Genomic DNA, 21,064 nt, shown 5'->3' with positions numbered 1-21,064 from the left:
CTAGGGTGAGACCGACGGGCCGGGCCCGCGAAGAGGAGTTGCCGATGGACGCCGAACACTTCCTGCCGTTCCGCAAGAGCGCGGTGATCACGCTGTGCGCGAACGACTTACCCGAGTCGGAGCGGGAATCGTTCCTGGAGTTCGCTCGAATACTGGCGGCGCTGGCGCACTATCGATTTCACGTGCGCGGTGATGCGGCCCTGGATGCCTACCAACTGGTCGATCCGGCGGAGGACATGCGGACGATCCAGACCGCGACGCCCGAGCATCGCGCCGCCGCACGGCGAGTCGTGGAACGCGAGCTCATCGCGCTGGCCGAGACGGCCGACTTCACCCGGATCGACGCGGCCGAGATCGAGCACGCCTTCGCCGAGCACTCGCTGGTGAAGGTGCGCCTCGAGGTCGATGACGAGGACATCGACACCGCGATGTTCTTCCGGCGCGGGGTCACCGAGCGCACCGAACAGGTCAAGTGGCTCTACGGATTACGCCGCCGCACCATCGAATTCACGAGCTACTCCAAGGTTCTGGTGTACATCGCGTTCACCGAGCGGCCCGAAGCCGAACCGCAGCGCCCCAACGGCGGCGTGCTGCTCAAGTTGTTCCAGAACGTCCCCAGAAACGATCTCGAGATGCTGTATCCCAGTGTCCGCGTGCGCATGCGCCCCGTGGACAAGCTCCTGATCGGCGTTCCCGCGGTGGTCTCCGGCATAATCGTGCTGGTCACCAAGCTGATCGGCTCGCTGGGCCTGCTGGTGCTGCTGCTCGCGTTCTGGATGGGTCTGCGCGAGGAATCGGTCACCCTGGACCAGACCGCCCTGGTCACCCTCGGCGCGGGCCTGGCCGCCTTCTCCGGCTACCTGATCCGCCAGTTCTCCAAGTTCAAGAACCGCAGGATCAGCCTGATGAAGACCCTGTCCGAACACCTCTACTTCCGAAACCTCGACAACGACGCGGGCGTCTTCCACCACCTGCTCGACGCCGCGGAGGAATCCGAGGTCAAACAGGCCCTGCTCGCCTACCACTTCCTGCGCACCGCCGAGCACCCCCTCACCCCCGCCGAACTCGACCGCACCATCGAAACCTGGTTCCGCCGACACTGGAACACCACCTTCGACTTCAAACTCCACGAGGGCCTGGCCGCCCTCCGCACCCTGAACCTCCTCACCCACACTCCCGACGACACCCTCACCGTCACCCCCCTCCCTCGAGCCCGGCAACACCTGGACCACCACTGGGACAACCTCTTCCGCACCCACCCCAGAACCCATACACACCCGAGCCCCACCCCCGAGCCCGCCTCGACCTGATTCAGCAGGACTTCCCGGTCGCACGGGATGATGTCCTACTTCAGGCCGGGAGGTCGCGGGCGGGACGGGTCGCGGATCGTCCGCTCCGGCCCGATCGATCGATCGCGAGCAGTACCGATCATTGCCGAGCAGTGCCACCGGGACCTGCTGCGGCTCAGTTCGTGAGCAGGTGGTGGTCGTGGGCGAAGGCCGCGGCTTCGGTGCGGGTGGCCACGGAGAGTTTGGTGAGGATTCGCGAGACGTGGACACCGGCGGTATTGGCGCTGATGAACAGTTCCGCGGCCAGGGCGCGGTTGCTCAAGCCCTTGGAAACCAGCCGCAGGACTTCCAGTTCCCGGGGAGTCAGACCGAAACTCGGAGTGGGTGGGGTGGTTTCGGGCGAGTCCGGGTCCAAGGAGATGCGGGCTCGCGCGGCCAGCTGCGTGGCGGCAGCGGTGAGCGGGACGGCTCCGAGTGGGGCGGCGAGGTCCATCAGGGCTCGAAGGGCCGACCCTGCGGCCTCTCGATCCCCTTCTGCCGCACGGCATTCCGCCACACCGAATAGGGACCGAGCTTCCTCGAAGGGACGCTCGAGGTCGTGCCAGGCCGCTGCCGCGAGTTGCCACCGCTCGGCGGAGGGCGCGCTCCGCGCGCGGAAGTCCGCGCGATGCGCGGCATCCGCCGAGTACGTGGCCGGGAGAGCCTCGGCCAGTTCGATCAATTCGGCGGGTGCGCCGGGAACGTCCACCGCGACGACGAGCAGCGGCCAGGACTCGTGAGGGTGGGCGGTGAGGGTCGCGATGGCGTCATCCGCAGCAACGATGTCGATGAGAATCCTTGCCGCAGTATCATTGTCGCCTGTTTCGAGAGCGAGCAGGCACTGCAGAGTGCGCAGTTCCAGACGGTATTGGAACGCCCAGCGGGCATCGCCCAGCAATCGCTCCGCCACCTCGGCGCCCGCCCGTGCGGCATCGACTTGACCCCGGGCCAGGTCGATCCGGCCGAGACACAACCGCAGTGCGGCACGACTCAGCGGCGGCACCTGCTGCAGCTCTGCCTCGTCCACCAATGTCCCGGCTTCGTCCCACTCCCCCAGCGCGGCCGAGGCCTGCACCCATTTGACGAGCAGGATCGGCGCGGACTCCGCGAATCGCAGTGCCTCGTGCGCCGTTCGCAGTCCCCGCTGTGCGGCGGTGATCGCGGCCCGATACCGTCCGGCGGCCACCAGCACCGCAGACTCCCAGGTCAGCACGTCCAGCAGCACACGGGGATCCCCGCACTCTGCCGCGGCGGTGTGCGCATCGGCGAAATGCTCGGACGCGGTGTCGATCCGATCGGCGGAGGCGAGCCCGAGGCACCCGTGCGCCCGCGCCGCCACCGCACTCGCCCCGAACCGCTGCGCGACGGCCAGCGCCGCACGGGCGTCGTCGACGGTGCCCTCGGTATCCCCGCCGAAGATCCGCACCACCGCCGATTGCGCCAGCACCTCGGCTCTTTCGAGCGTCGGCGTCGCGTCCTGCAGTAGCGCGAGCGCCCGCGCCAGATCGTCACCGGGCCCGAGGCCCGTCCCACCGCGCAGCAAAGCCCGCTGCCGATACCAGCGCGCCAACCGCGTAGCCTCCACACCCGAAGCCGCACCGGCAGTCGCGATCTCGATGGCGGCGTCCGCCGCGGCAATGCCCCGTTCGACTGTGCCGCCCTCGATGGCGGCATCGAGAATCCTTTCCAGGACATCAATTTTCGTCACAGTCGTCGGCCGTTCGGGCTCGGCGACTCGATCCCAGAGCAGCACCGCGCGATCGAGCACACGCACTCGCTCCGCGGCGACCACCCCGGCACGCTCCGCCGCGCTCAGATACGCCGACAGCGCCTCGGCTGACTGCCCGGCGGCCTCGGCATGGTGAGCCAGCTCGGCCGGAGACTCCTGCGCCCCCTGCTCACCGCGCAACACCTCGGCGATCCGCGCGTGCAGCGCGGCGCGTTCGACCGGCAGCAGATCGTTGTAGACGGCCTGCCGAATCAGCACGTGCCGGAATTCGTATCCCATCTCGGTGGTCGACAGCAGGCGTCGATCCACCAACTCCCGCAACGCCGTCCGCAACGCGTCCTCGCCCACATCCGCGCCGGCGGTGAGCAATTCGTGGCGAATCGGCGATCCCAGCACCGCCGCCACCCGCAACACCGCGCGCCCGTCCCCGGTCACCCCGGTCAGGAATCCGAGCAACAACTCGGTCAGCTCCTCCGGCGGCGCGCCGGGGGATTCCCGCAGCGCCTCCACGAAGAGCGGATTGCCGCCGCTGCGCTGGAAAGCCATGGTGATCAGCGCCGGTTCGGGCTCACGACCGAGCAGCGCTGCCAACTGCCGCCCCACCTCGTGTCGGGTGAGGGGTTCCAGGGTCAGTGCTCGCACGCCCGGATTGCGACGCACCTCGGCGAGCAGCGCCCGCAGCGATCCGGCATCCCCGGGCCTGTAGGTGCCGACCAGCAGCACATTCCCCTCGGCCAGGTTGGCCACCAGGAAGGTGAGCAGTTCCCGGCTGGCGTCATCGGCCCAGTGCAGATCCTCCAGCACGAGCACCACCCGGCGATTCGTCGCCAATTGCTCCAGCAGCGTGAGGGTTTCGCCGAACAGCCGAACCCGATCGGAGTCCCCGGCACCACCGGTGTGCGCGGCCAGTTGCGGGAGCCAGTTCGCCACCGCGGGCCGCGGCGGCAACAGTGTGGCGATCTCCGCCACCCCGACCTGACGCGCCAACGTGCGCAGCACCGCCAGGAACGGGGCGAAAGCCACACCGCCGGTGCCGAATTCGGGGCAGCGCCCCACCAGCACGAGCGCCCGGGGATCCAAGCGCCGGGTGAACTCCCCCACCAACCGCGATTTCCCGATTCCGGCCTCGCCCGCGATCAGCATCGTGTGCGTTCCCGCGTCCTCGACCGCGTCCATGAGCGCGGACATGTCTTCGGCCCGGCCGACCAGTGCGCTGCTGCCGGGAAAATTCACCACCCCTGGATCATGCCGGTTCCCGAGTAAAAACCCGCGTAACGGTCGTGAATAACGAACTCTCGTGATGTGGAGTCCGGCTCTTTACCGGAAACCTTCTTCTCATGAGCAACACGGACATCCGCCCCTTCCGCATCGACATTCCGCAGGCCGACCTGGACGACCTGCGCGACCGTGTGACCCGCACCCGCTGGATCGACGAGGTCCCCGGCTCCGGCTGGGAACGCGGCGTCCCCACCGCCTACCTGCGCGAGCTGGCCGGTTACTGGGTGGAGAAGTTCGACTGGCGCGCGGCCGAATCCGCCCTGAACCAGCACCCCCAGTTCCTCACCACCATCGACGAGCAGACCGTGCATTTCATTCATGTCCGTTCTCCCCGGGCCGAGGCGACCCCACTGCTGCTGGTGCACGGCTGGCCCGGTACCGCCGCGGACTTCCTGGATCTGATCGGCCCGCTGACCGATCCGGCCGCGCACGGCGAACCCGACGCCCCCGCTTTCCACCTGGTGATTCCCACCCTCCCCGGGCACGGTTTCTCCGGCCCGCTGACCGAAACCGGCTGGCACGACGGCAGAGTCGCGAGCGCTCTCGCCGAGCTCATGGCCCGCCTCGGCTACGACCGCTACGGCGTGCAGGGCGGCGATCACGGCGCGTTCATCGCCGCCCGTCTGGGTCGCGAGCACTCCGAGCACGTGATCGGTGTGCACGCCAACGCGCTGGTGACCTTCCCGACCGGCGATCCCGCGGATATGGCCGCGCTCACCGAGGCCGAGCAGGGGCGATTGGGCGCGATGAAGCGGTTCCAGGACGACGGCTCCGCGTACATGCAGCTCGCCGGATCCCGCCCGGATACCCTCGCGCAGCTGCTGGCGGATTCGCCGGTGGGACAGCTGGGCTGGATCGTGGAGAAGTACAAGGAGTGGACCGACGCCGCCCGCGAACTCCCGGACGAGGCGATCGACAGGGACAAGATCCTCACCACGGTCACCGTCTACTGGCTCACCGACACCGCGCGCAGCGTGGCGAACTACTACTACGAGCGATTCCACGACGCGGCCATGTTCGCGCCGAAGCCCAAGGGCACCGTGCCCACCGGTGTCGCGGTGTTCACCACGGCCGATTTCGCGATCCGGCGCTTCGCGGAGAAGGCGCACACCATCGTGCACTGGTCGGAGTTCTACTCCGGCGGGCACTTCCCGGCCCTGGAAGTTCCGGACTTGCTGACGGCCGATATTCGCGCCCTCTTCGGCGCTCTGACCCGCTGATTCGTCGATTCGAACGTCCGGCGCCCGAGCGCGCCGGGCTTTTCGGTCATTGCCGCCCAGGAGCACTGCCGCTACGGTTACCCTCCAGTAGGAACTCTTGGGTTCCCTGATCTGAGTGTGGGAGTGGCGCATGGCAAGTCGAGGTTCCGCTGTAACGACACAGCATGCCGTACCTTCGGTCCCCCGCGCCACCGGCTCCTCCGCGGCCGCGTTCTCGATTCCGCCACAGGACATTCACGCGCTCTCGCGCCGACTGGTCGCGCACTTCGCCGAGCACGTCGCACCGTGCGGCACCCTGCCCGGCGATGCCCTGCGCGGGGACGTCACCACCATCACCCGCATCTGCCTCGAACTGGCGGCCGGAGTGCTGGAGGGCCGGGACGTGTCGGCCAAGATCACCCGCCTGCAGCGCGCCGGTGCGGACTGGGCGCGCGAGGGCATTCCGATCGGCACCATCCACCGGGCGGTGCACGACGGCCTCGCCTTCGGCTTCGATCTGATCGTGGAATCCACCACCGCGGCGGATTTCGACCGTTTCGCGGTCACCGCACGGCGGTTGATGGAGGTGATGGCGATGGTGGACTCCGCCTTCGCCGTCGCCTACGTTCGCGAACACCGAGCGGTGGCGGCCGAGCATCACACCGCGGTGCACACCGTCACCTCGGCACTGCTGGCCGGACATCCGACCTCGACCATGGCGCGGGCGGGCGGGGTGGAGATCGACGAGTCCTATCTCGTACTGGCGGTGAGCATTCCGCCGCATCCGGGCGAGTTCGACGCCTCGATCGACTCCGGGGTGGTGGCCCGGCGCAAGCTGCGGCGCATCCAATCCCAGCTGGCCGATTCCTGTGCGGGACAGGCCCTCTCGCTGCTCGGCGCGGACGGCGGCACCATCCTGCTGCCCGCGCGCAGCGCCCACGCCGACGAACTCGACGCCCTGATCACCCGATTGTCCACCGCCGCACAGGTATCCATCACCGCCACCATCGTCCGATCGGAGACCTCGCAGATCCCGGAGGCGGCCGATCGCGCGCACGAACTCCTCGACATGGTGCACCGGCTCCAATTCGAGCCCGGCCTCTACCGTTTCGACGATCTGGCCATGGAGTACCAGCTCACCCGGCCCGGACCGGGCCGGGAATACCTCGGCGCACTGCTGGATCCGCTGGACGAGTACCCGGAACTGCTGGACACGCTGTGCCGCCACATCGCCAACGAGATGAACCGCCAGCGCACCGCCCGGCTACTGGGCGTGCACATCAACACCGTCGACAACCGGCTCAAGCGCATCGGACAGCTCACCGGATTCGACCCGGCGCAGTCCTCCGGGGTCTGGTATCTGCGCTCGGCCCTGGTGGCCCGCAGCTATCGCAATTCCGAGCACGCCCGAATCGGCAAGCCGGACAACATTTTCCAGAACAGCGAGGCGAAGGCCGCGTGCCCGGACAGGGCCTTCCTCGACAGCGCCACCGTCCACACCGTCTCGGTGCCGGGCGGATCCAGGGGGCGGTCGGCGAACCGGTCGGCGAGCCAGTCGACCATGACCGGGGCGGCGGTGAACTGCAGCGGCAGGTGAGTACTGAGCCGGGTGCGCACGTAGCGGACGTGCGCACCGAGGCTCACGTAGCGGGCGACCTGCGCGTCCACATCGCTCACCGCGATCACCTCGTCGTTGACGCCCTGTAGGACGAACAGCGGCATGGCGGGGGCATGCGCACCGGGCTCGATATCCTCGAGCACCGCGCGCACCTCGGGCCGCGTCAGCAGGGCTCCCAGCCCACCTCTGATGTGCCGGTCGGCATTTCGTCCCGCGAATTTGGCCAGCAGCGGGATGGTCGCGGTGTCTTCGGTGCGCGCGAGCAGCTTCTGATAGTCCTCGGACACCAGCGCGCGCACGTTCTGGTCCAGCGGCGGATACGCTCGGCGCAGCCCGGCGGTGAAGACCATGGCGAACCCGGCGAACGGCGTGCCGTTCAACCGCACGAACGCCGCCGCCGGATCCCCCACCGGAGATCCCGCGACCGCGCCGACGATATCGAGTTCCGGCGCGTAGTCCGCCGCCAGCTCCGCCGCCCAGGTCGTCGCCAGACCGCCACCGGAGTACCCCCACAACCCGATTCGAGTACGCGGGCCCAGCCCGAGCGGTGCGAAGCGCAGTGCGGCGCGGGCCGCGTCCAAGGCTCGATAGCCCGGCTCGCGGGCCACGCCGAACCGCCCCTCGAGCCCCTCGTGGTCGGGAACCGACACCGCCCAACCGCGGGTCAGTGCGCCGGCGATGAGGGGAAGTTCGATCTGCGGGATGGCGCCGAGGGCCCGGGCCCGGTGCCGTAGGGCATAGGAGGGGAAGCACATCGGGGCGACCGCGTCGATCGCGCACTGGAACGACACCAGCGGCCGGGGCTCGGCCGGATCGGCATCCCACGGCAGCAGCACCGTGGTGACCGCGGCCTCGGGGACCCCGTGCAGATCGCTGGTCCGGTACAGCAGTTGCCAGGCCCGGACCCGCTGCGGAATCACACCGAACAACCCGAGCCGGACCTGCCGGGTGCGCAGGATGGTGCCCGGCGGCACCGACCCGGCATCGATCGGCGAACGGTAGAACGGGTCCTGCGACGGCAGCACCGGGCGCGCGGACAACTCCGATTCCGCTGCGGTAACGGGCGTGTCGACCGCACGATCGATGGTCATGGGATTCCCCTTCGAATGACGGAACGCACCGATGGCCGCGCGCGGCCGGTCACGAATTCGACGATCTGCCCGGAGGCGGGCCGCACGCTTGGGAACGCTTCGAATTCGCTTGTGACGGTAGGAGCGTCACGTGCGCTGTGTCACGACCCCTGTGTCAGAAGACACCGCGGACCTCTGTACTCCGATCACGCGTTGTGGTGATCGACACCCTCGCGGGACGAGGTCCTGGCGATGGTGACGGCCGTGCGGGCGAACAGCGGCGCCAATTCCGGCAGCGCCGCCGCGCCCCGGGTGTGCAGGCAGGCCCGCACCCGGTCGTCGATACCGCCCAGCAGCATGTCGATCAGCTGGCGATCCGGTTCGGAGTCCACCTCTCCCGCACGGACGCCCACCCGGACCACCGCCAGGATGTAATCCGCGAACCGCTCGTGCACCCGCGCCCGATGCTCGACCAATCCCGGCCCGGCGGCCAGGGTCTCGATATACAGCGCCCGCGCCGCGGCGGGCTCGACCGCGAGCACGCGCAGGTAGATCTCGAACGAGATCCGCACCCGATCCTCGAAACTCACCCCGACCAGTCCGGTGACCGTCTCCTGCAGTTGTTCGAGCGCCGATCCGACCGCGAGATCGTATGCGGCGGCGAAACATTCGTCCTTGCCCCCGAACACCGAATAGAACGTGCGGCGCGCCACCTGCGCCCGTGTGACGATGTCCGCGACGGTGGTGGCCGCGTACCCGAGCTCGCCCACCGCCTCCAGAACAGCGGTGCACAGTCGCGAGTACTGCGACGTCACCACCTGTTCCCGAGTCAGACCGTGCCGCCCCTTCGGCAGCGGGCCCGACTCCCCCATAGCTTCCACGATCACGCTCCACACAATAGGTTTCCACACCGCCGTCCGAGGCCCGGCAGTGACAGCTCCCGCACCGCGACCACTCACGCAGTGGTCGACATGGTGCATACCCTATCCGTCCCAGACGACACTCCACGTCTCCGGCAATGCGTCGGCAATCACTGTCCGGCGATTAACATCCGGTGCTGTATTTCTCGGCGCGAATCCCACTCAGCGGAAACTTCGTCCCAGCATTCGCACTGTTTTCCGGTTCGTTCGACGTCCGGCCCAGGTTGTGCGAACGTGGAATTACATACCGCCGAGGCTCGGTGCCGCGCCCGGACATCCGATTCCCTCGTGAGGACCGCCATGGCACCGAATCCCCTGCCCCCTCTTGCCCGGAAGCTCGCGCAGCAGCGCTGGCTCATGCGCGCCGCACCCCTCGTCATGTGGCTGGAGCGAATGATCCGCTGGGTGACCCGCGGACGCCGCGGAGTGCTCGACGTCGCCGGACTGCCGTCGCTGGAGATCACGGTGGTCGGCCGCAAATCCGGGCTGCCGCGCACGACCTCGCTGCTGACCATGCCCATCGACGACGGATTCCGAGTGATGGGCTCGGGGTGGGGCAGTGCGAAACATCCGGTGTGGACGACGAATCTGCGCGCCGCCGAGACCGCCGTCGTGATGTTCCGCGGACGTCGATCGGAGGTCACCGTGCACGAGCTGACGGGTATCGAACGCAAGCTCGCCTGGGACGACGCGGTCGAGTTCTGGCCCGGCTACGAGATGGAGTACGAGCTGTCCGGGCACCGCGAATTCCGGATCTTCGAGTTGCGCAGGTCGGAGCCCGCGCGCGAGCGCCGCACGAGCTGACCCCTCGAACCTGAGAGAACTCTTGGGATCGCCACAGGTTGTGACCAGGTACGCGGGGCACTCTGGTGGCAGCAGAGGATTCCGGCGAGGGGCAGGTGCGCGATGGTCGAACTCGAGATCGTAGGAACCACGGTCAAGGTCCATGTGCTGGGTGCGCACAGATTCCTGTCCCTGCGCGAACAGGTGAGCTTCGATCTGGCCAACGTCACCGAGGTGGCCGACGCGGGCGTCGACCTGCGTCCGCCGTGGGTACGCGCGCCGGGCACCTTCTTCCCCGGCGTGATCGCGGCGGGCATCTTCCGCGGCAAGGGCCGCAAGGAGTTCTGGGACACGGTGTTCGACGGTCGCGGTGTCCGAATCGAGCTCGCCGGAACCGACTTCACGCGGGTGGTCGTGGACGTCGCCGATCCGGACGCGGTGCGCCGCCTGCTCCAGCACGCCGCCGCGGCCTGAGGCGCGCCGACTCGCCTCAGCGGCAATGGGCCCGCCTGGTTGACCGGGGTCCCGTCGTAGCGCAAGGTGGGGCCATGGGTGCCGAAGAGATTCGCGCAGGCGTTCGACTGACCAACCTCGATGTCGAGATGTTCGACGGGGCCGGCGCGACCAAGCGTGATCTGATCGACTATTTCGAGGTGGTCGGCGATCGGCTCGTGCAGCAGTTGCGCGGGCGCCCACTGTCGGTCGTTCGCGTGCGCCCCGGCCAAGAGCCGTTCATGCAGAAGAACCTGCCCAAGTACACTCCCGATTTCGTGGATCGGGTGACGCTCTGGGCCGAGAGCTCCCGCCGTGAGGTCACGTACGCCCTGTGTGACGACCTGCCCACACTCCTGTGGTTCGGCAATCAGCGGGCGGTCGAGTACCACCCGACGCTGCTGCTCGCGGACTTCGGCAAAGGCCCGACCCATCTCGTGCTGGATATCGATCCGCCCGAGGGGCAGGACTTCTCGCACGCGGTCCGCGCGGCGCAGCTCGTGCGCGAAGCCCTGATCGCCGACGGCCTCGACGGTGCGGTGAAGACCAGTGGCGCCAAGGGCGTGCACATCATCGTTCCGATCCGCACCGGCACCCCGATCGAGGACGCCGCCGCTGCCACTCGCGCCATCGCGGTGCGCGCCGAACGCCTGGATCCGGCGCTGGCGACCACCGCCTTCATCCGCGAGGATCGCGCGGGCAAGGTCTTCCTCGATTCCACCCGGGCCGGCGGCGCAACGGTGGTCGCGGCCTACAGTCCCCGCATCCGCCCCGGCACCCCCGTGTCCTTTCCCGTCGCCTGGGCCGACCTGCCGTCGGTCACGCCCGCCGACTTCACCATCCGGACCGCGCCGAAACTCTTGGCCGACAACAACTCCTGGGTCCAGGAGATGCCCACCCCGCAGTCCCTGCCCGACGATCTACTCGCCGAGGGCCACACCATTCCCGTCGCGCGCGTGCAAGCCATGCACGAGGGCAAACGCCGCGCCCGCACCCGCCGCAAGGCCGAAGAGCCACCGGTCGACTGATCCGGCCGAGGCCCCCGAGCACCGCCGCCGGGACACCATTCACCTCTCGGGCAGCACACTCCGCACTCGCACGGAGTCTCGAACCGTACGAAACCCCGCGGCGGCAATCGAGTTTCGGTTTCCGATACCGGAAGCCACACCCATCACTTCAGTCCCAAATGTTCCGACGGGCAGCGCCGGATGACCGAACGTTTATGACCGATCGGTCCGAACGACGGCCCGACTCTTTTGTTCACGGACCGGCTCCCGCTGCCTGCGCTATATCATCCGAACAGAGTTATGTGCCAGGGGTTTTCCCCGACCTCACCGGTCCTGGAAACAGGTTTTCCCGCGCCGCTACAGCGCGGTCGAACATTCGAAATATCTTTCTCGCCAATCAATTCCGACCGGTCCTTTCACGATCGACACAACCCGCGCGGCTCCCGTACGATCTGCCTACGGGGCGCAGAGCCGGTCGAACGGGGGAACGGTGTGAGGAGTCGGCTACCGGCGGCCATCCGCAACGCTGCGGTATGGTCGCGGCGTTTCGCGCGTACCGCGCCGGGCGCGATCGGTGCGATGGGAGCGGGACTGATCGTCCTGGCGCTGATTTCGGGACTTGTCTGCTCGAATCAGCTCGGCGACAAGACTTCCCGGCGCGATACCGTTCTGCACCATACCGAGCCGCTGGCGAATGCTTCGCAACGGCTGTACGTCGCGCTCTCGGCCGCCGACGCCGCGGCCTCCACCGCCTTTCTTTCCGGTGGCATCGAATCCCCGGAAGTCCGCACGCAATACCGGCAGTCGCTGGCCGATGCGGCGGCCGCGCTGGCCGAGGCCACCACCGGCGCGTCCGATGCCGATACCCGGCAGATCGTCGCCAGGATCTCCGCCGAATTGCCCACCTACACCGGGCTGGTCGAGGCGGCGCGGGCCAACAACCGCCAGGGCCTGCCGGTCGGCTCCGCGTATCTGCGCCAGGCCTCGGCGCTCATGCAGGATTCGGTGCTGAAGAACGCCGAAGAGCTCCAGCAGTCGAGGCTGGCGCAGCTGCGCGAGGACCAGAACGCTATCTCCGGGCTGCCGTGGTCGAGCCTCGTCGTACTGATGCTGTTCCTGCTCGCCTGCGGGGCGGGATCGCGAGTTCTGCTGCGCCGCACCAATCGCTGGATCAATCCCGGAGTCGCCGCCGCGGCGGGTGTGACCCTGCTGGCGATGCTGTGGATCGTCATCGCCGAGGTGGCGGCCGGGGCGACCATCGACTCCGCCGCCACCACCCGCTTCGAATCCCTGTCCCGGGCACGCATTCTCGCTCAGCAGGCGCGCACCGAGGAGACGCTGCAACTGATCATCCGCGGCGATCTGGATGCGAGCGAGCAGCGCTTCGGCAACGACATCGATGATCTGCGGACCCGGCTGCTGGCCACCGCCGGACCGGATTCGGCGGCGACGCAGGCGTTCACGAGCTGGCAGGACGGACACAAAACACAGGTCGCGGCCTACCGGAGCAACAACTACAAGGGCGCGGTCCAGCAGGCGGTCGGCAGCGGCGACACCACATCCGCCGCGCGGTTCAACGCACTGGACGAGTCACTGCGCGCCGAGCTCGAACAGGCTCGGGCCCAGGTGCGCGACGGCGCGGACGGCGCCGGTGACGCGCTGACGCTGATCTCGCTGGGCACGTTCGCCCTCATGGTGGCCGCGGCGGCGGCCATCGGCCTCGGAGTGTGGCCGCGGTTGAAGGAGTTCCTGTGAAGGCGCGCGTTCGCATGCTGATGGTGGCCGCGCTCGCGGTGGTGGCGACCGCGTGCGGCGGGCCGCCCTCCGCGCCGCCCATGCGACTGGCCGCGGAGAACCCGCTACCACCCGGCGCGAGCGAGATCACCACCACGCCCAACGAGCGCGGCGACGACTCCTGCAATCCCACCGCGAGTCTGCGGCCGGGCGTCAAGCCCGCGCCCGGGGTCATGCCCGCCGGGTCGACCATGGCGGCGATTCTCGCCACCGGAAAACTCCGGGTCGGGGTGGATCAGAACCAGTTCCTGTTCGGTTACCGGAATCCGACGACCGGTCAGATCGAGGGATTCGATATCGATATCGCCCGGGAGATCGCCCGCGATTTGTTCGGCGATCCGGATAAGGTCGAGCTGTACCCGATAGAATCCGCACATCGCGCGCTCGCCTTGCAGAACAAGGAGGTCGATATTGTCGTACAGACCTTCTCCGCGACCTGCGAGCGTCGCCGCGATATCGAGTTCTCCAGTACGTATTTCGTTTCCGAACAGCGTGTGCTGGCGACCAAGGGTTCGGGAATCCGATCCGCCGCCGACTTGGCCGGGAAACGGGTCTGCGGAGTATTCCGCACCACGACGCTCGAGGCCGTCTTCTCGATTCCCCAGCACCCCAGGGTGATCGGCATGACGAACTGGCTGGACTGCCTGACCGCCATGCAGCAGGGACAAGTCGACGCGATCAGCACCGATGCGCCGATTCTGTACGGTCTGGCCGCACAGGATCCCAATCTGGAAGTGGTCGGCGACCCACTCGCCTTCGACGCCTACGCGGTCGGCGTGCAGAAACAAGCCGGGGATTTCGTGCGCTTCGTGAACGGCGTGCTCGACCGGGTCCGCAACGACGGTACGTGGCAGCGGATCTACACCACGCGACTCGCTGTGCTCGGGCCCGCACCGGCTCCGCCCGCTCCCCGATATCTCGACTGAGCCGCGATGAAAGAGAGTTCCGGGCACATTCTCACCTTCGCCGAAATCGACCGCGAAATCACTTCGCGGGCAGCCGAAATCGACGCCATTGCCGCGACCATGGTCGAATTGGACAAACATCCGGGCCTGCTGCTGCTGCGCCGGTTTCCACCCACCGGCCGCACCGAACAGCGCTGGACACCCGCTCGCACCGCCCTGGACTCCATGTGGGAGGACTTCACCCGGCTGCGCACGCTGCTCGAACGAGTCAGGGTCGCGCGCGCTCGCCGCCGCATCGACGCCCTGGACCGCGAGGAGCTCACCACGCTGCTGCGCGGTCAGCCGATCGAGTTGGCGCGCACGCCGATTCCGATGGGACAGCGGCAACTCGGCGGTCCCGGCGAGCACGTGGTGTGCACCGGCTTCGCCGACATGCTCGAACGCATGCGCTCGGCGTTCCCGATGATCGTCGATGTGCTCGAGGCGGTCGACGCGGTGAACAGCCGGGTGATGTCCGAAACCGCGCCGCTGCAGACCGAACTCGAGCGGGTCGGCGCCGCACACCCCGAATTGCGCGCGCTCGCAGCCGATATCGCCGACCTGGTGACCCGCGCCGCCACCGATCCGCTCGGACTCGGCGCCACCGAGATCGAGGATCGGCTCACCGATCTCTCGGCCCGCATGCGCGGGGCACGCACGCTGCGCACCGAACTCGCCGAGATCGGCGCGGACTGGGACGGCGCCGTCGGCGGGCTGCGAGTGCGAGTGGAGGCGCTGCTCGAGGTCTGCGAGCGCGCGCACCGCGCCCGAATCGCGGTCGAGCGGGCCATCGTGTCCGGTCCGCTCCCCCGGCAGCCGGATGTCGCCGCCGCCTTCAGCGCCGAACTGACCGCTCTGCACGCGCGTCCGGCCGATCCGGTCGCGCTGTGGGAGCTGCGCCGCCGCCTCACCGAGGCGTTCGCCCTCGCGACCGCCAATGAGGAACTCGCACAGGGACTTCTGGACCGCCGCGCCGAACTGCGCGGCCGGCTCTCGGGATATCGGGCCAAGGCCGCGCGGCTGGGGGTCAGCGAGCATCGCGACGTGCTGGCCTCCGGCCGCATCGCCGCCGGACTGCTGGATCGCACACCGTGCGATCTGGCCGCGGTCACCCGCGCCATCACGGACTACCGCCAACTCATCGCGCAGAAATCGGGAAGGCAACCGTGAACTGCACCGAACCGGGCTGCACCGGAACCATCGACCAGGGCTACTGCACCGTCTGCGGCACCGCACCCGCACCCGGCCCGACCGCATCCCCACCCGGGCAGCCAGGTCCCGCACGAGGCGGACCCACCCCGGCCGCTACCACCTGCGCCGAACCCGGCTGCGACGGGGCGATCACCGACGGTTACTGCGACACCTGCGGCACCGCACCCGCACCCGGTCTGCCCGCGCCCGCACCCGGCCCGTCCACCTCCGCATCGCCTCCGGCCGGCTGTGCCGAACCCGGCTGCGGCGGCACGATCGCCGACGGCTACTGCGATACCTGCGGCACCGCGCCGTCTCCGGACACCGCGCGACCGTCTCCGGACACCGCGCGGTCCACCACCGAGGTATCCACCTCGGCCGAGGCACGGGCCGCCGCCGCGACCGCGGTGAGCAGCACCTCCGGCGGCACCGGCGCGCGTACCGGCCGCACCGGCAGTCGCTCGGTGCGCACCGGCCGCTCGACCTCCTCCGGCGCCACCCGCGGCCGGTTGGGCGCGGGCATGGTGAACGTCCCGCGTGTCGCGCCGATCGATCCGGCCACCGCGGTGCTGGCCGACCCGACCGTGCCCGAGCACCAACGCTATTGCGGTGCGTGCGATCAACCGGTCGGCCGCAGCCGCGACGGGCAGCCGGGCCGCTCGGAGGGCTTCTGCGGCAACTGCGGCGCCCGATTCTCCTTCACGCCCAAGCTTTTTCGCGGTGATCTGGTCGGCGGGCAGTACGAGGTGCTCGGACCACTGGCACACGGTGGCCTGGGTTGGATCTACCTGGCGGTCGATCACAAGGTGAACGACCGGCCCGTGGTGCTCAAGGGCCTGCTCAACACCGGGGACGCCGACGCCATGCGGGCCGCGGTGGCCGAGCGCCGGTTCCTGTCCCAGGTCGATCATCCGAACATCGTGCGCATCTACAACTTCACCGAGGATCTCGGCCCGGACGGCGTGCCCGTCGGGTATATCGTGATGGAGTACGTCGGCGGCACCTCGCTCAAGCAACTGCTGCGCCGCCACCGCGACGCGGAGGGCGACTACCTGCCGCCCGCCCAGGCGATCGCCTACGTGCTGGAGATGCTGCCCGCGATGGAGTATCTGCACTCTCGCGATCTGGCCTACTGCGATTTCAAGCCGGACAACGTGATGCAGACCGAGGAGCAGCTCAAGCTCATCGATCTGGGCGCGGTCATCGCCATCGACGACGAGCACAGCGCCATCTACGGCACGCCCGGCTATCAGGCTCCCGAGATCGCCGAGACCGGTCCGACCATCGCCTCGGAGGTCTACACCGTCGGGCGCACCCTGGCGGTGCTGCTGATGCGGATCCCGCAGGAGAACGGACGGCTGGGCAGACTCCCGGATCGTGCGAGCGAACCGCTCCTGGCACGGCACGAGTCGCTGTACCGATTCCTGTGCCGGGCAACGCATCCGGATCCGGATGCCCGATTCACCTCGATGACCGAGATGGGCGATCAGCTCACCGGCGTACTGCGCGAAGTGCTCTCGACCGAGGACGGATTGCCGCGCCCGGGCCTGTCCACCCGATTCGGCCCGCCGCGCGCGATCTTCGGTGTCGGCGAGACGCCGCCGCAGGATCCGGCGAAGATCATTGCCGCACTGCCGGTTCCGCTCATCGACCCCAACGACAGCGGGGCCGCGCTGCTGGCCTCCACCAGCGCGGTGACCCCCGCGGATCTCGAACGCGAGATCTCCGCCGGACTGCGCTCGGTCGTGACCGGACAGCAGGAGTCGGTCGAGATCCCACTCCGAATGCTGCGCGCCGCACTGGAATTCGGCGACGCCCTCGATGCCCTGCGCCGCATCGACCAGCTCGATGAGACCCTCGCGGGCGATTGGCGGGTGACCTGGTTCCGGGGGCAGGCCCGACTGCTCCAGCGCGATTGGCCCGCCGCGGCCGCGGAATTCGAGGAGCTCTACAGCGCGTTGCCCGGCGACCCCGCGCCCAAGCTGGCGCTGGCGGTCACCGCCGAGCTCATCGCGCACGAGGCGCCCGACGCGGCCGCGGCCGCGGCACGCGCCACCAGGTACTACGAGGCGGTGTGGCGCACCGATCGATCCTTCACCAGCGCCGCCTTCGGCCTGGCGCGACTGCGCCGCGCCGCGCACGACCGGGAGGGCGCGGTCGCGGTCCTGGATCAGGTGGATCCGGCCTCCGCCGTGTACACCGAAGCGGCGGTGACCGCGGTCGACACGCTGCTGGCCGTCGAACGTCCCGGTGAGCTGACCGAGACCCTGCTCCGCGATGCCGGAGACCGGATCGAACGGCTCACCATCGACTCCAAACGTCGTGCCGCACAGGCACGCATGCGGGTTCTCGGCGCGGCGCTGCAATGGCTGCACCTGGGCCGGGTACCCGCCGGCCACAGCCCGCTGCTGGGAGTGGCTCTCGACCAACAGGGGGTGCGGACCGGTGTGGAACGCTGTTATCGGGACCTCGCACATGAAACCGAGGACATATGGGAACGAATAGCACTCGTGGAACAAGCCAACACCGTGCGTCCGAGGACGACGCTGTGACCCCGCGCTGCGCGGCCTGCGGAACCTTCGCCGCCGCCACCGACCGATACTGCGAGGAGTGCGGGCGCGAGCTCGGCGTCCGCCGGATCGCACTGCCGCCGTTCACCGGGGGCACCTCCCGCGAGGCGACCACCATGCCGGTGGCAGAGCTGAACGCGGCGGGCGAAGTCCCGTACACCGGCACCACCATGTCGTACGACGCGACCACGAAGGCCGCCTGCGACGGATGTGGCGCAACGACTTTCGACACCGACGGCTACTGCGCCGCCTGCGGTCAGCTCGGCCCGCAGCGCGACCGGTTCGAGGCCGACCTCGGAGCGGTGTTCGTGATCACCGATCGCGGTATCAGCCACGCGCGCAACGAGGACGCGGTGTCCGCGTCCGTGGTCGACCGCGCCCCGGGCGTTCCCGCCACCGTGGTCATCGCGGTCTGCGACGGGGTGTCCACCTCCGAGGATCCGCAGGCGGCCTCCGGTACCGCCGTGCGCACCGGCGTCGATGCCTGCCTCACCGCTCTGGCCGAGAACAAGACCGCCGAGGAATCGGTGATGGCCGGTCTCGCCGCCGCCGCGCGGGCGGTCACCGACGTCGGCACTCCCGACGGCCGCTCCCCCTCGTGCACTTACGTCTCGGCGATCGTGCAGTTCGACCCGACCGGCGGGGCGCGAATCACCGTCGCGAATGTCGGTGACAGCCGGGGCTATTGGCTCACTCCCGCCCCGGACGAGTCGCAGCGCCTCAGTGTCGACGACTCCCTCGCCCAGGCCATGGTGGAGACCGGCCTGATGAACGAGGAGGACGCCATGGACGCACCGCACGCCCACGTGCTGACCCGCTGGCTGGGCGCGGACAGCGAGAACAAGTGGTCCGCGAATTGCGTGCAGACGCTGCACGCCACGGAACCCGGTGTGCTGCTGCTGTGTTCGGACGGCATGTGGAACTACCTGCCCGAGGCGCCCGACCTGGCCCGCATCGCGACCCCGCACGCGCCGATGGACGCGGCCCGCGCGCTGGTCGATCACGCGCTGCTCGCCGGTGGCAAGGACAACATCACCGTGGCACTCGTACCCCTGCCCTTCTCCGTGCCCACGGGAGAGACGCTATGAGTTCACCGTCGGGCAACGGTAATTCGGGTGGCATCGAGGTCGCCGTCGATCAGAACGAGCACCTCGCCGAGGGCGCGCGCATCGTGGACGCGATCGTCACCGTCGAGACCGGTGATCGGATCGCGGTCTCCGCGCCCCCGCGGCAACGGGTCGAGATCCTGATCATCGACTGCTCCGGGTCGATGGCCGCGCAGGACAAGTTCGCCGGTGCGCGCCGTGCGACGCTGGCAGCGCTCGACGTGCTCGCCGACGGCACGAAGTTCGCGATCGTCCAGGGCACGGACAAGGCCGAGGTGGTCTATCCGAAGGACGCCTCCTCGGCCGTGGCAAATCACCACACCCGCAGTGCGGCAAGGCACGCGCTGGACAAGCTGCGGCCTCAGGGCGGCACCGCGATCGGCACCTGGCTGGGCCTCTCGCGCATCATCGCGCAGCACCATCGCGGTGCGATGGTGCACGCCATCCTGCTCACCGACGGCCGCAACGAGCACGAGACCTCCGAGCGGCTCGCGCAGGAGATCAGCGCGTCCGAGGGCATGTTCACCTGCGACTGCCGCGGCGTCGGAACCGATTGGGAGCCGGACGAATTGCGCGCGATCGCCTCGGCGTTGCACGGCACGGTCGATATCGTCAAGACACCGGATCTGCTCGCGGCCGATTTCGCGGCGATGATGGAAAGCTCGATGGGCAAGACGATCCCGGAGCTGACCCTGCGGGTGTGGACGCCGGTGGGTGCCCGGATCGTCTTCGTCAAACAGGTCTCCCCCACCATCGAGGACCTCACCGCCCGGCGCACCGAGGCCGGTGCGCAGATCGGCGAATATCCGCTCGGCTCATGGGGTTCCGAGGAGCGCGAGTACCACGTGAAGCTGGACCTGGAACCCGCGGCCCCAGGACGCGAGAAGCTCGCCGCCCGAGTCGCGGTGATCGCGGGCGACGACGTTCTCGGACAGGGCCTGGTGAAAGCGGTGTGGACCACCGACACCGAACTGTCCGCCCGGATCAGCCGCCGGGTCGCGCACTACACTGGCCAGGCCGAACTCGCCCAGGTCGTGCAGGAGGGCTTGGCCGCCCGCAAACAGGGCGATCTGGCCACCGCCACCGCGAAGCTGCAACGCGCGGTGCAACTCGCGGCCGAATCCGGCAACGACAACACCGCGAAACTGCTGCGCGCCGTGGTCGAGGTGGACGAGCGCACCGGCACCGCCCGCATTCGCTCCTCCGTCGACCCCGCCGACGAGATGGCCCTGGACGTGCGCAGCAGCAAGACCGCCCGGGTGAGAAAGGAAGGCGATGCGTAATGCCGACCTGCCCCGACGGCCACCCGTCCGTAGCCACCGACTACTGCGACACCTGCGGCTCCCCCATCACCTCTGAACAGTCGCCCCCACCAGACCATTTCGCCCAGTGCCCGGTCTGCGGGGCACCCGTCGAAGGGCGCTTCTGCGAAGACTGCGGCCACGACACCGCCCTCCCCGCACCCGTGCGCCCTCAACCCGACCACCCCTCCACCGGCGCGGCAACGGCGGAATCCGTGGGCGGGAGCACTTCCCACACCACGACCGCGGGATCCCCGACCAGCTCGGGCGGCGGCACCACGGTCTGGATCGCCACCATCACCGCCGATCGCGCCCACTACGAGCGCATGCTCGCCCAGAAGGGCCCCGACGCCGAACGCCTGGAATTCCCCGACTATTACCCTCACCGCCGAATCCCGCTGCGCGGCACCGACATCCTGATCGGCAAACACAGCGACGCCCAGGGCGTCCACCCCGACATCGACCTCGGCATAGCCCCGGTCGATATCGCGGTCTCCCGCACCCACGCCATCCTGCGCATAGTCTCGACCACCGTCACCCTCACCGACCTGGGCTCCACCAACGGAACCTGCCTCAACGACAGCCCCGACCCCGTCCCCGCCAAAACCCCGATCTCCCTGCAACCCGGCGACCGCATCCACGTCGGAGGCTGGACCACCATCACCCTCACCACCGAACCGGCCTGACGCGGCCGCGAAGGGCGATGAAGCCTTTCGCGAGCGGGTGCGGGTTTT

General features: G+C 68.9%; 15 protein-coding genes and 1 pseudogene. 13 read left to right on the top strand and 3 right to left on the bottom strand.

What is annotated here, in order from left to right:
* The first annotated feature begins 44 nt into the window (after nt 1-44).
* A complete protein-coding gene (locus NJ1_RS06235) occupies nt 45-1,310 on the top strand; it encodes a TMEM143 family protein (protein WP_067688668.1) in 1,266 nt (421 codons plus the stop codon).
* A gap of 154 nt (nt 1,311-1,464) precedes the next feature.
* On the opposite strand, the gene NJ1_RS06230 is transcribed toward NJ1_RS06235, so the two are convergent.
* Nucleotides 1,465-4,293, bottom strand: a complete 2,829-nt coding sequence (locus NJ1_RS06230; RefSeq protein ID WP_084477799.1) for an ATP-binding protein — start codon at nt 4,291-4,293, stop codon at nt 1,465-1,467.
* A 101-nt stretch (nt 4,294-4,394) separates the two neighbouring features.
* Here NJ1_RS06230 and NJ1_RS06225 point away from each other — a divergent pair, with 101 nt between their 5' ends.
* Both NJ1_RS06225 and NJ1_RS06220 read left to right on the top strand, forming a co-directional pair.
* Nucleotides 4,395-5,555, top strand: coding sequence for an epoxide hydrolase family protein (locus NJ1_RS06225; RefSeq protein WP_067688665.1), 1,161 nt, complete (start codon nt 4,395-4,397; stop codon nt 5,553-5,555).
* 130 nt (nt 5,556-5,685) lie between these two features.
* Nucleotides 5,686-6,900: pseudogene (locus tag NJ1_RS06220) on the top strand (PucR family transcriptional regulator); the annotation flags it as partial.
* A gap of 20 nt (nt 6,901-6,920) precedes the next feature.
* On the opposite strand, the gene NJ1_RS37840 reads toward NJ1_RS06220, so the two are convergent.
* Nucleotides 6,921-8,243, bottom strand: a complete 1,323-nt coding sequence (locus NJ1_RS37840) for a lipase family protein (RefSeq protein WP_084477798.1) — start codon at nt 8,241-8,243, stop codon at nt 6,921-6,923.
* A gap of 185 nt (nt 8,244-8,428) precedes the next feature.
* Nucleotides 8,429-9,109, bottom strand: a complete 681-nt coding sequence (locus tag NJ1_RS06215) for a TetR/AcrR family transcriptional regulator (protein ID WP_245717239.1) — start codon at nt 9,107-9,109, stop codon at nt 8,429-8,431.
* A 333-nt stretch (nt 9,110-9,442) separates the two neighbouring features.
* Between NJ1_RS06215 and NJ1_RS06210 the strand changes: the two genes are divergently transcribed.
* The 10 genes from NJ1_RS06210 to NJ1_RS06165 all read left to right on the top strand — a co-directional run bounded on the left by NJ1_RS06210 (nt 9,443) and on the right by NJ1_RS06165 (nt 21,016).
* A complete protein-coding gene (locus NJ1_RS06210; protein WP_067688658.1) occupies nt 9,443-9,946 on the top strand; it encodes a nitroreductase family deazaflavin-dependent oxidoreductase in 504 nt (167 codons plus the stop codon).
* Nucleotides 9,947-10,048: 102 nt separating this feature from the next.
* A complete protein-coding gene (locus tag NJ1_RS06205; protein ID WP_067688655.1) occupies nt 10,049-10,399 on the top strand; it encodes a hypothetical protein in 351 nt (116 codons plus the stop codon).
* Between the two features lie 74 nt (nt 10,400-10,473).
* The gene (locus tag NJ1_RS06200) at nt 10,474-11,445 is read left to right on the top strand and encodes a DNA polymerase domain-containing protein (RefSeq protein ID WP_067688652.1); all 972 of its coding nucleotides are present in this window, start codon (nt 10,474-10,476) and stop codon (nt 11,443-11,445) included.
* 471 nt (nt 11,446-11,916) lie between these two features.
* Nucleotides 11,917-13,179 carry a GlnX family signal transduction membrane protein gene (locus NJ1_RS06195; RefSeq protein ID WP_157573783.1) on the top strand — a complete coding sequence of 421 codons (1,263 nt, stop codon included), beginning with the start codon at nt 11,917-11,919 and terminating at the stop codon, nt 13,177-13,179.
* On the top strand, nt 13,176-14,144 hold the full coding sequence (locus NJ1_RS06190) for a glutamate ABC transporter substrate-binding protein (protein ID WP_067688646.1): 969 nt from the start codon (nt 13,176-13,178) through the stop codon (nt 14,142-14,144). Before NJ1_RS06195 ends, NJ1_RS06190 begins: the two co-directional genes overlap by 4 nt.
* Before the next feature lie 6 nt (nt 14,145-14,150).
* Nucleotides 14,151-15,332, top strand: coding sequence for a hypothetical protein (locus NJ1_RS06185; protein ID WP_067688643.1), 1,182 nt, complete (start codon nt 14,151-14,153; stop codon nt 15,330-15,332).
* On the top strand, nt 15,329-17,905 hold the full coding sequence (locus NJ1_RS06180; RefSeq protein WP_245717238.1) for a serine/threonine-protein kinase: 2,577 nt from the start codon (nt 15,329-15,331) through the stop codon (nt 17,903-17,905). The genes NJ1_RS06185 and NJ1_RS06180 overlap by 4 nt, the downstream gene beginning before the upstream one ends.
* A complete protein-coding gene (locus tag NJ1_RS06175; protein WP_084477797.1) occupies nt 17,902-19,011 on the top strand; it encodes a PP2C family protein-serine/threonine phosphatase in 1,110 nt (369 codons plus the stop codon). The genes NJ1_RS06180 and NJ1_RS06175 overlap by 4 nt, the downstream gene beginning before the upstream one ends.
* Nucleotides 19,008-20,312: a vWA domain-containing protein gene (locus NJ1_RS06170; RefSeq protein WP_067688636.1), complete on the top strand. Its 1,305-nt coding sequence runs from the start codon at nt 19,008-19,010 to the stop codon at nt 20,310-20,312. The genes NJ1_RS06175 and NJ1_RS06170 overlap by 4 nt, the downstream gene beginning before the upstream one ends.
* A 233-nt stretch (nt 20,313-20,545) precedes the next feature.
* Complete coding sequence (locus NJ1_RS06165; protein ID WP_245717237.1) at nt 20,546-21,016, top strand: FHA domain-containing protein; 471 nt, start codon at nt 20,546-20,548, stop codon at nt 21,014-21,016.
* The last annotated feature ends 48 nt before the right edge of the window (nt 21,017-21,064 follow it).

The organism is Nocardia jejuensis NBRC 103114 (assembly GCF_001613145.1).
GTDB classification, from domain to species: Bacteria; Actinomycetota; Actinomycetes; order Mycobacteriales; family Mycobacteriaceae; genus Nocardia; species Nocardia jejuensis.
This window is presented reverse-complemented; position numbering and strand designations above follow the sequence as displayed.

Excerpts from the sequence above, each read along its gene's own strand:
- NJ1_RS06235 (WP_067688668.1), top strand. The coding sequence starts at position 45 with ATGGACGCCGAACACTTCCTGCCGTTCCGCAAGAGCGCGGTGATCACG.
- NJ1_RS06225 (WP_067688665.1), top strand. The coding sequence starts at position 4,395 with ATGAGCAACACGGACATCCGCCCCTTCCGCATCGACATTCCGCAGGCC.
- NJ1_RS37840 (WP_084477798.1), bottom strand. The coding sequence starts at position 8,243 with ATGACCATCGATCGTGCGGTCGACACGCCCGTTACCGCAGCGGAATCG.
- NJ1_RS06210 (WP_067688658.1), top strand. The coding sequence starts at position 9,443 with ATGGCACCGAATCCCCTGCCCCCTCTTGCCCGGAAGCTCGCGCAGCAG.
- NJ1_RS06205 (WP_067688655.1), top strand. The coding sequence starts at position 10,049 with ATGGTCGAACTCGAGATCGTAGGAACCACGGTCAAGGTCCATGTGCTG.
- NJ1_RS06200 (WP_067688652.1), top strand. The coding sequence starts at position 10,474 with ATGGGTGCCGAAGAGATTCGCGCAGGCGTTCGACTGACCAACCTCGAT.
- NJ1_RS06185 (WP_067688643.1), top strand. The coding sequence starts at position 14,151 with ATGAAAGAGAGTTCCGGGCACATTCTCACCTTCGCCGAAATCGACCGC.
- NJ1_RS06170 (WP_067688636.1), top strand. The coding sequence starts at position 19,008 with ATGAGTTCACCGTCGGGCAACGGTAATTCGGGTGGCATCGAGGTCGCC.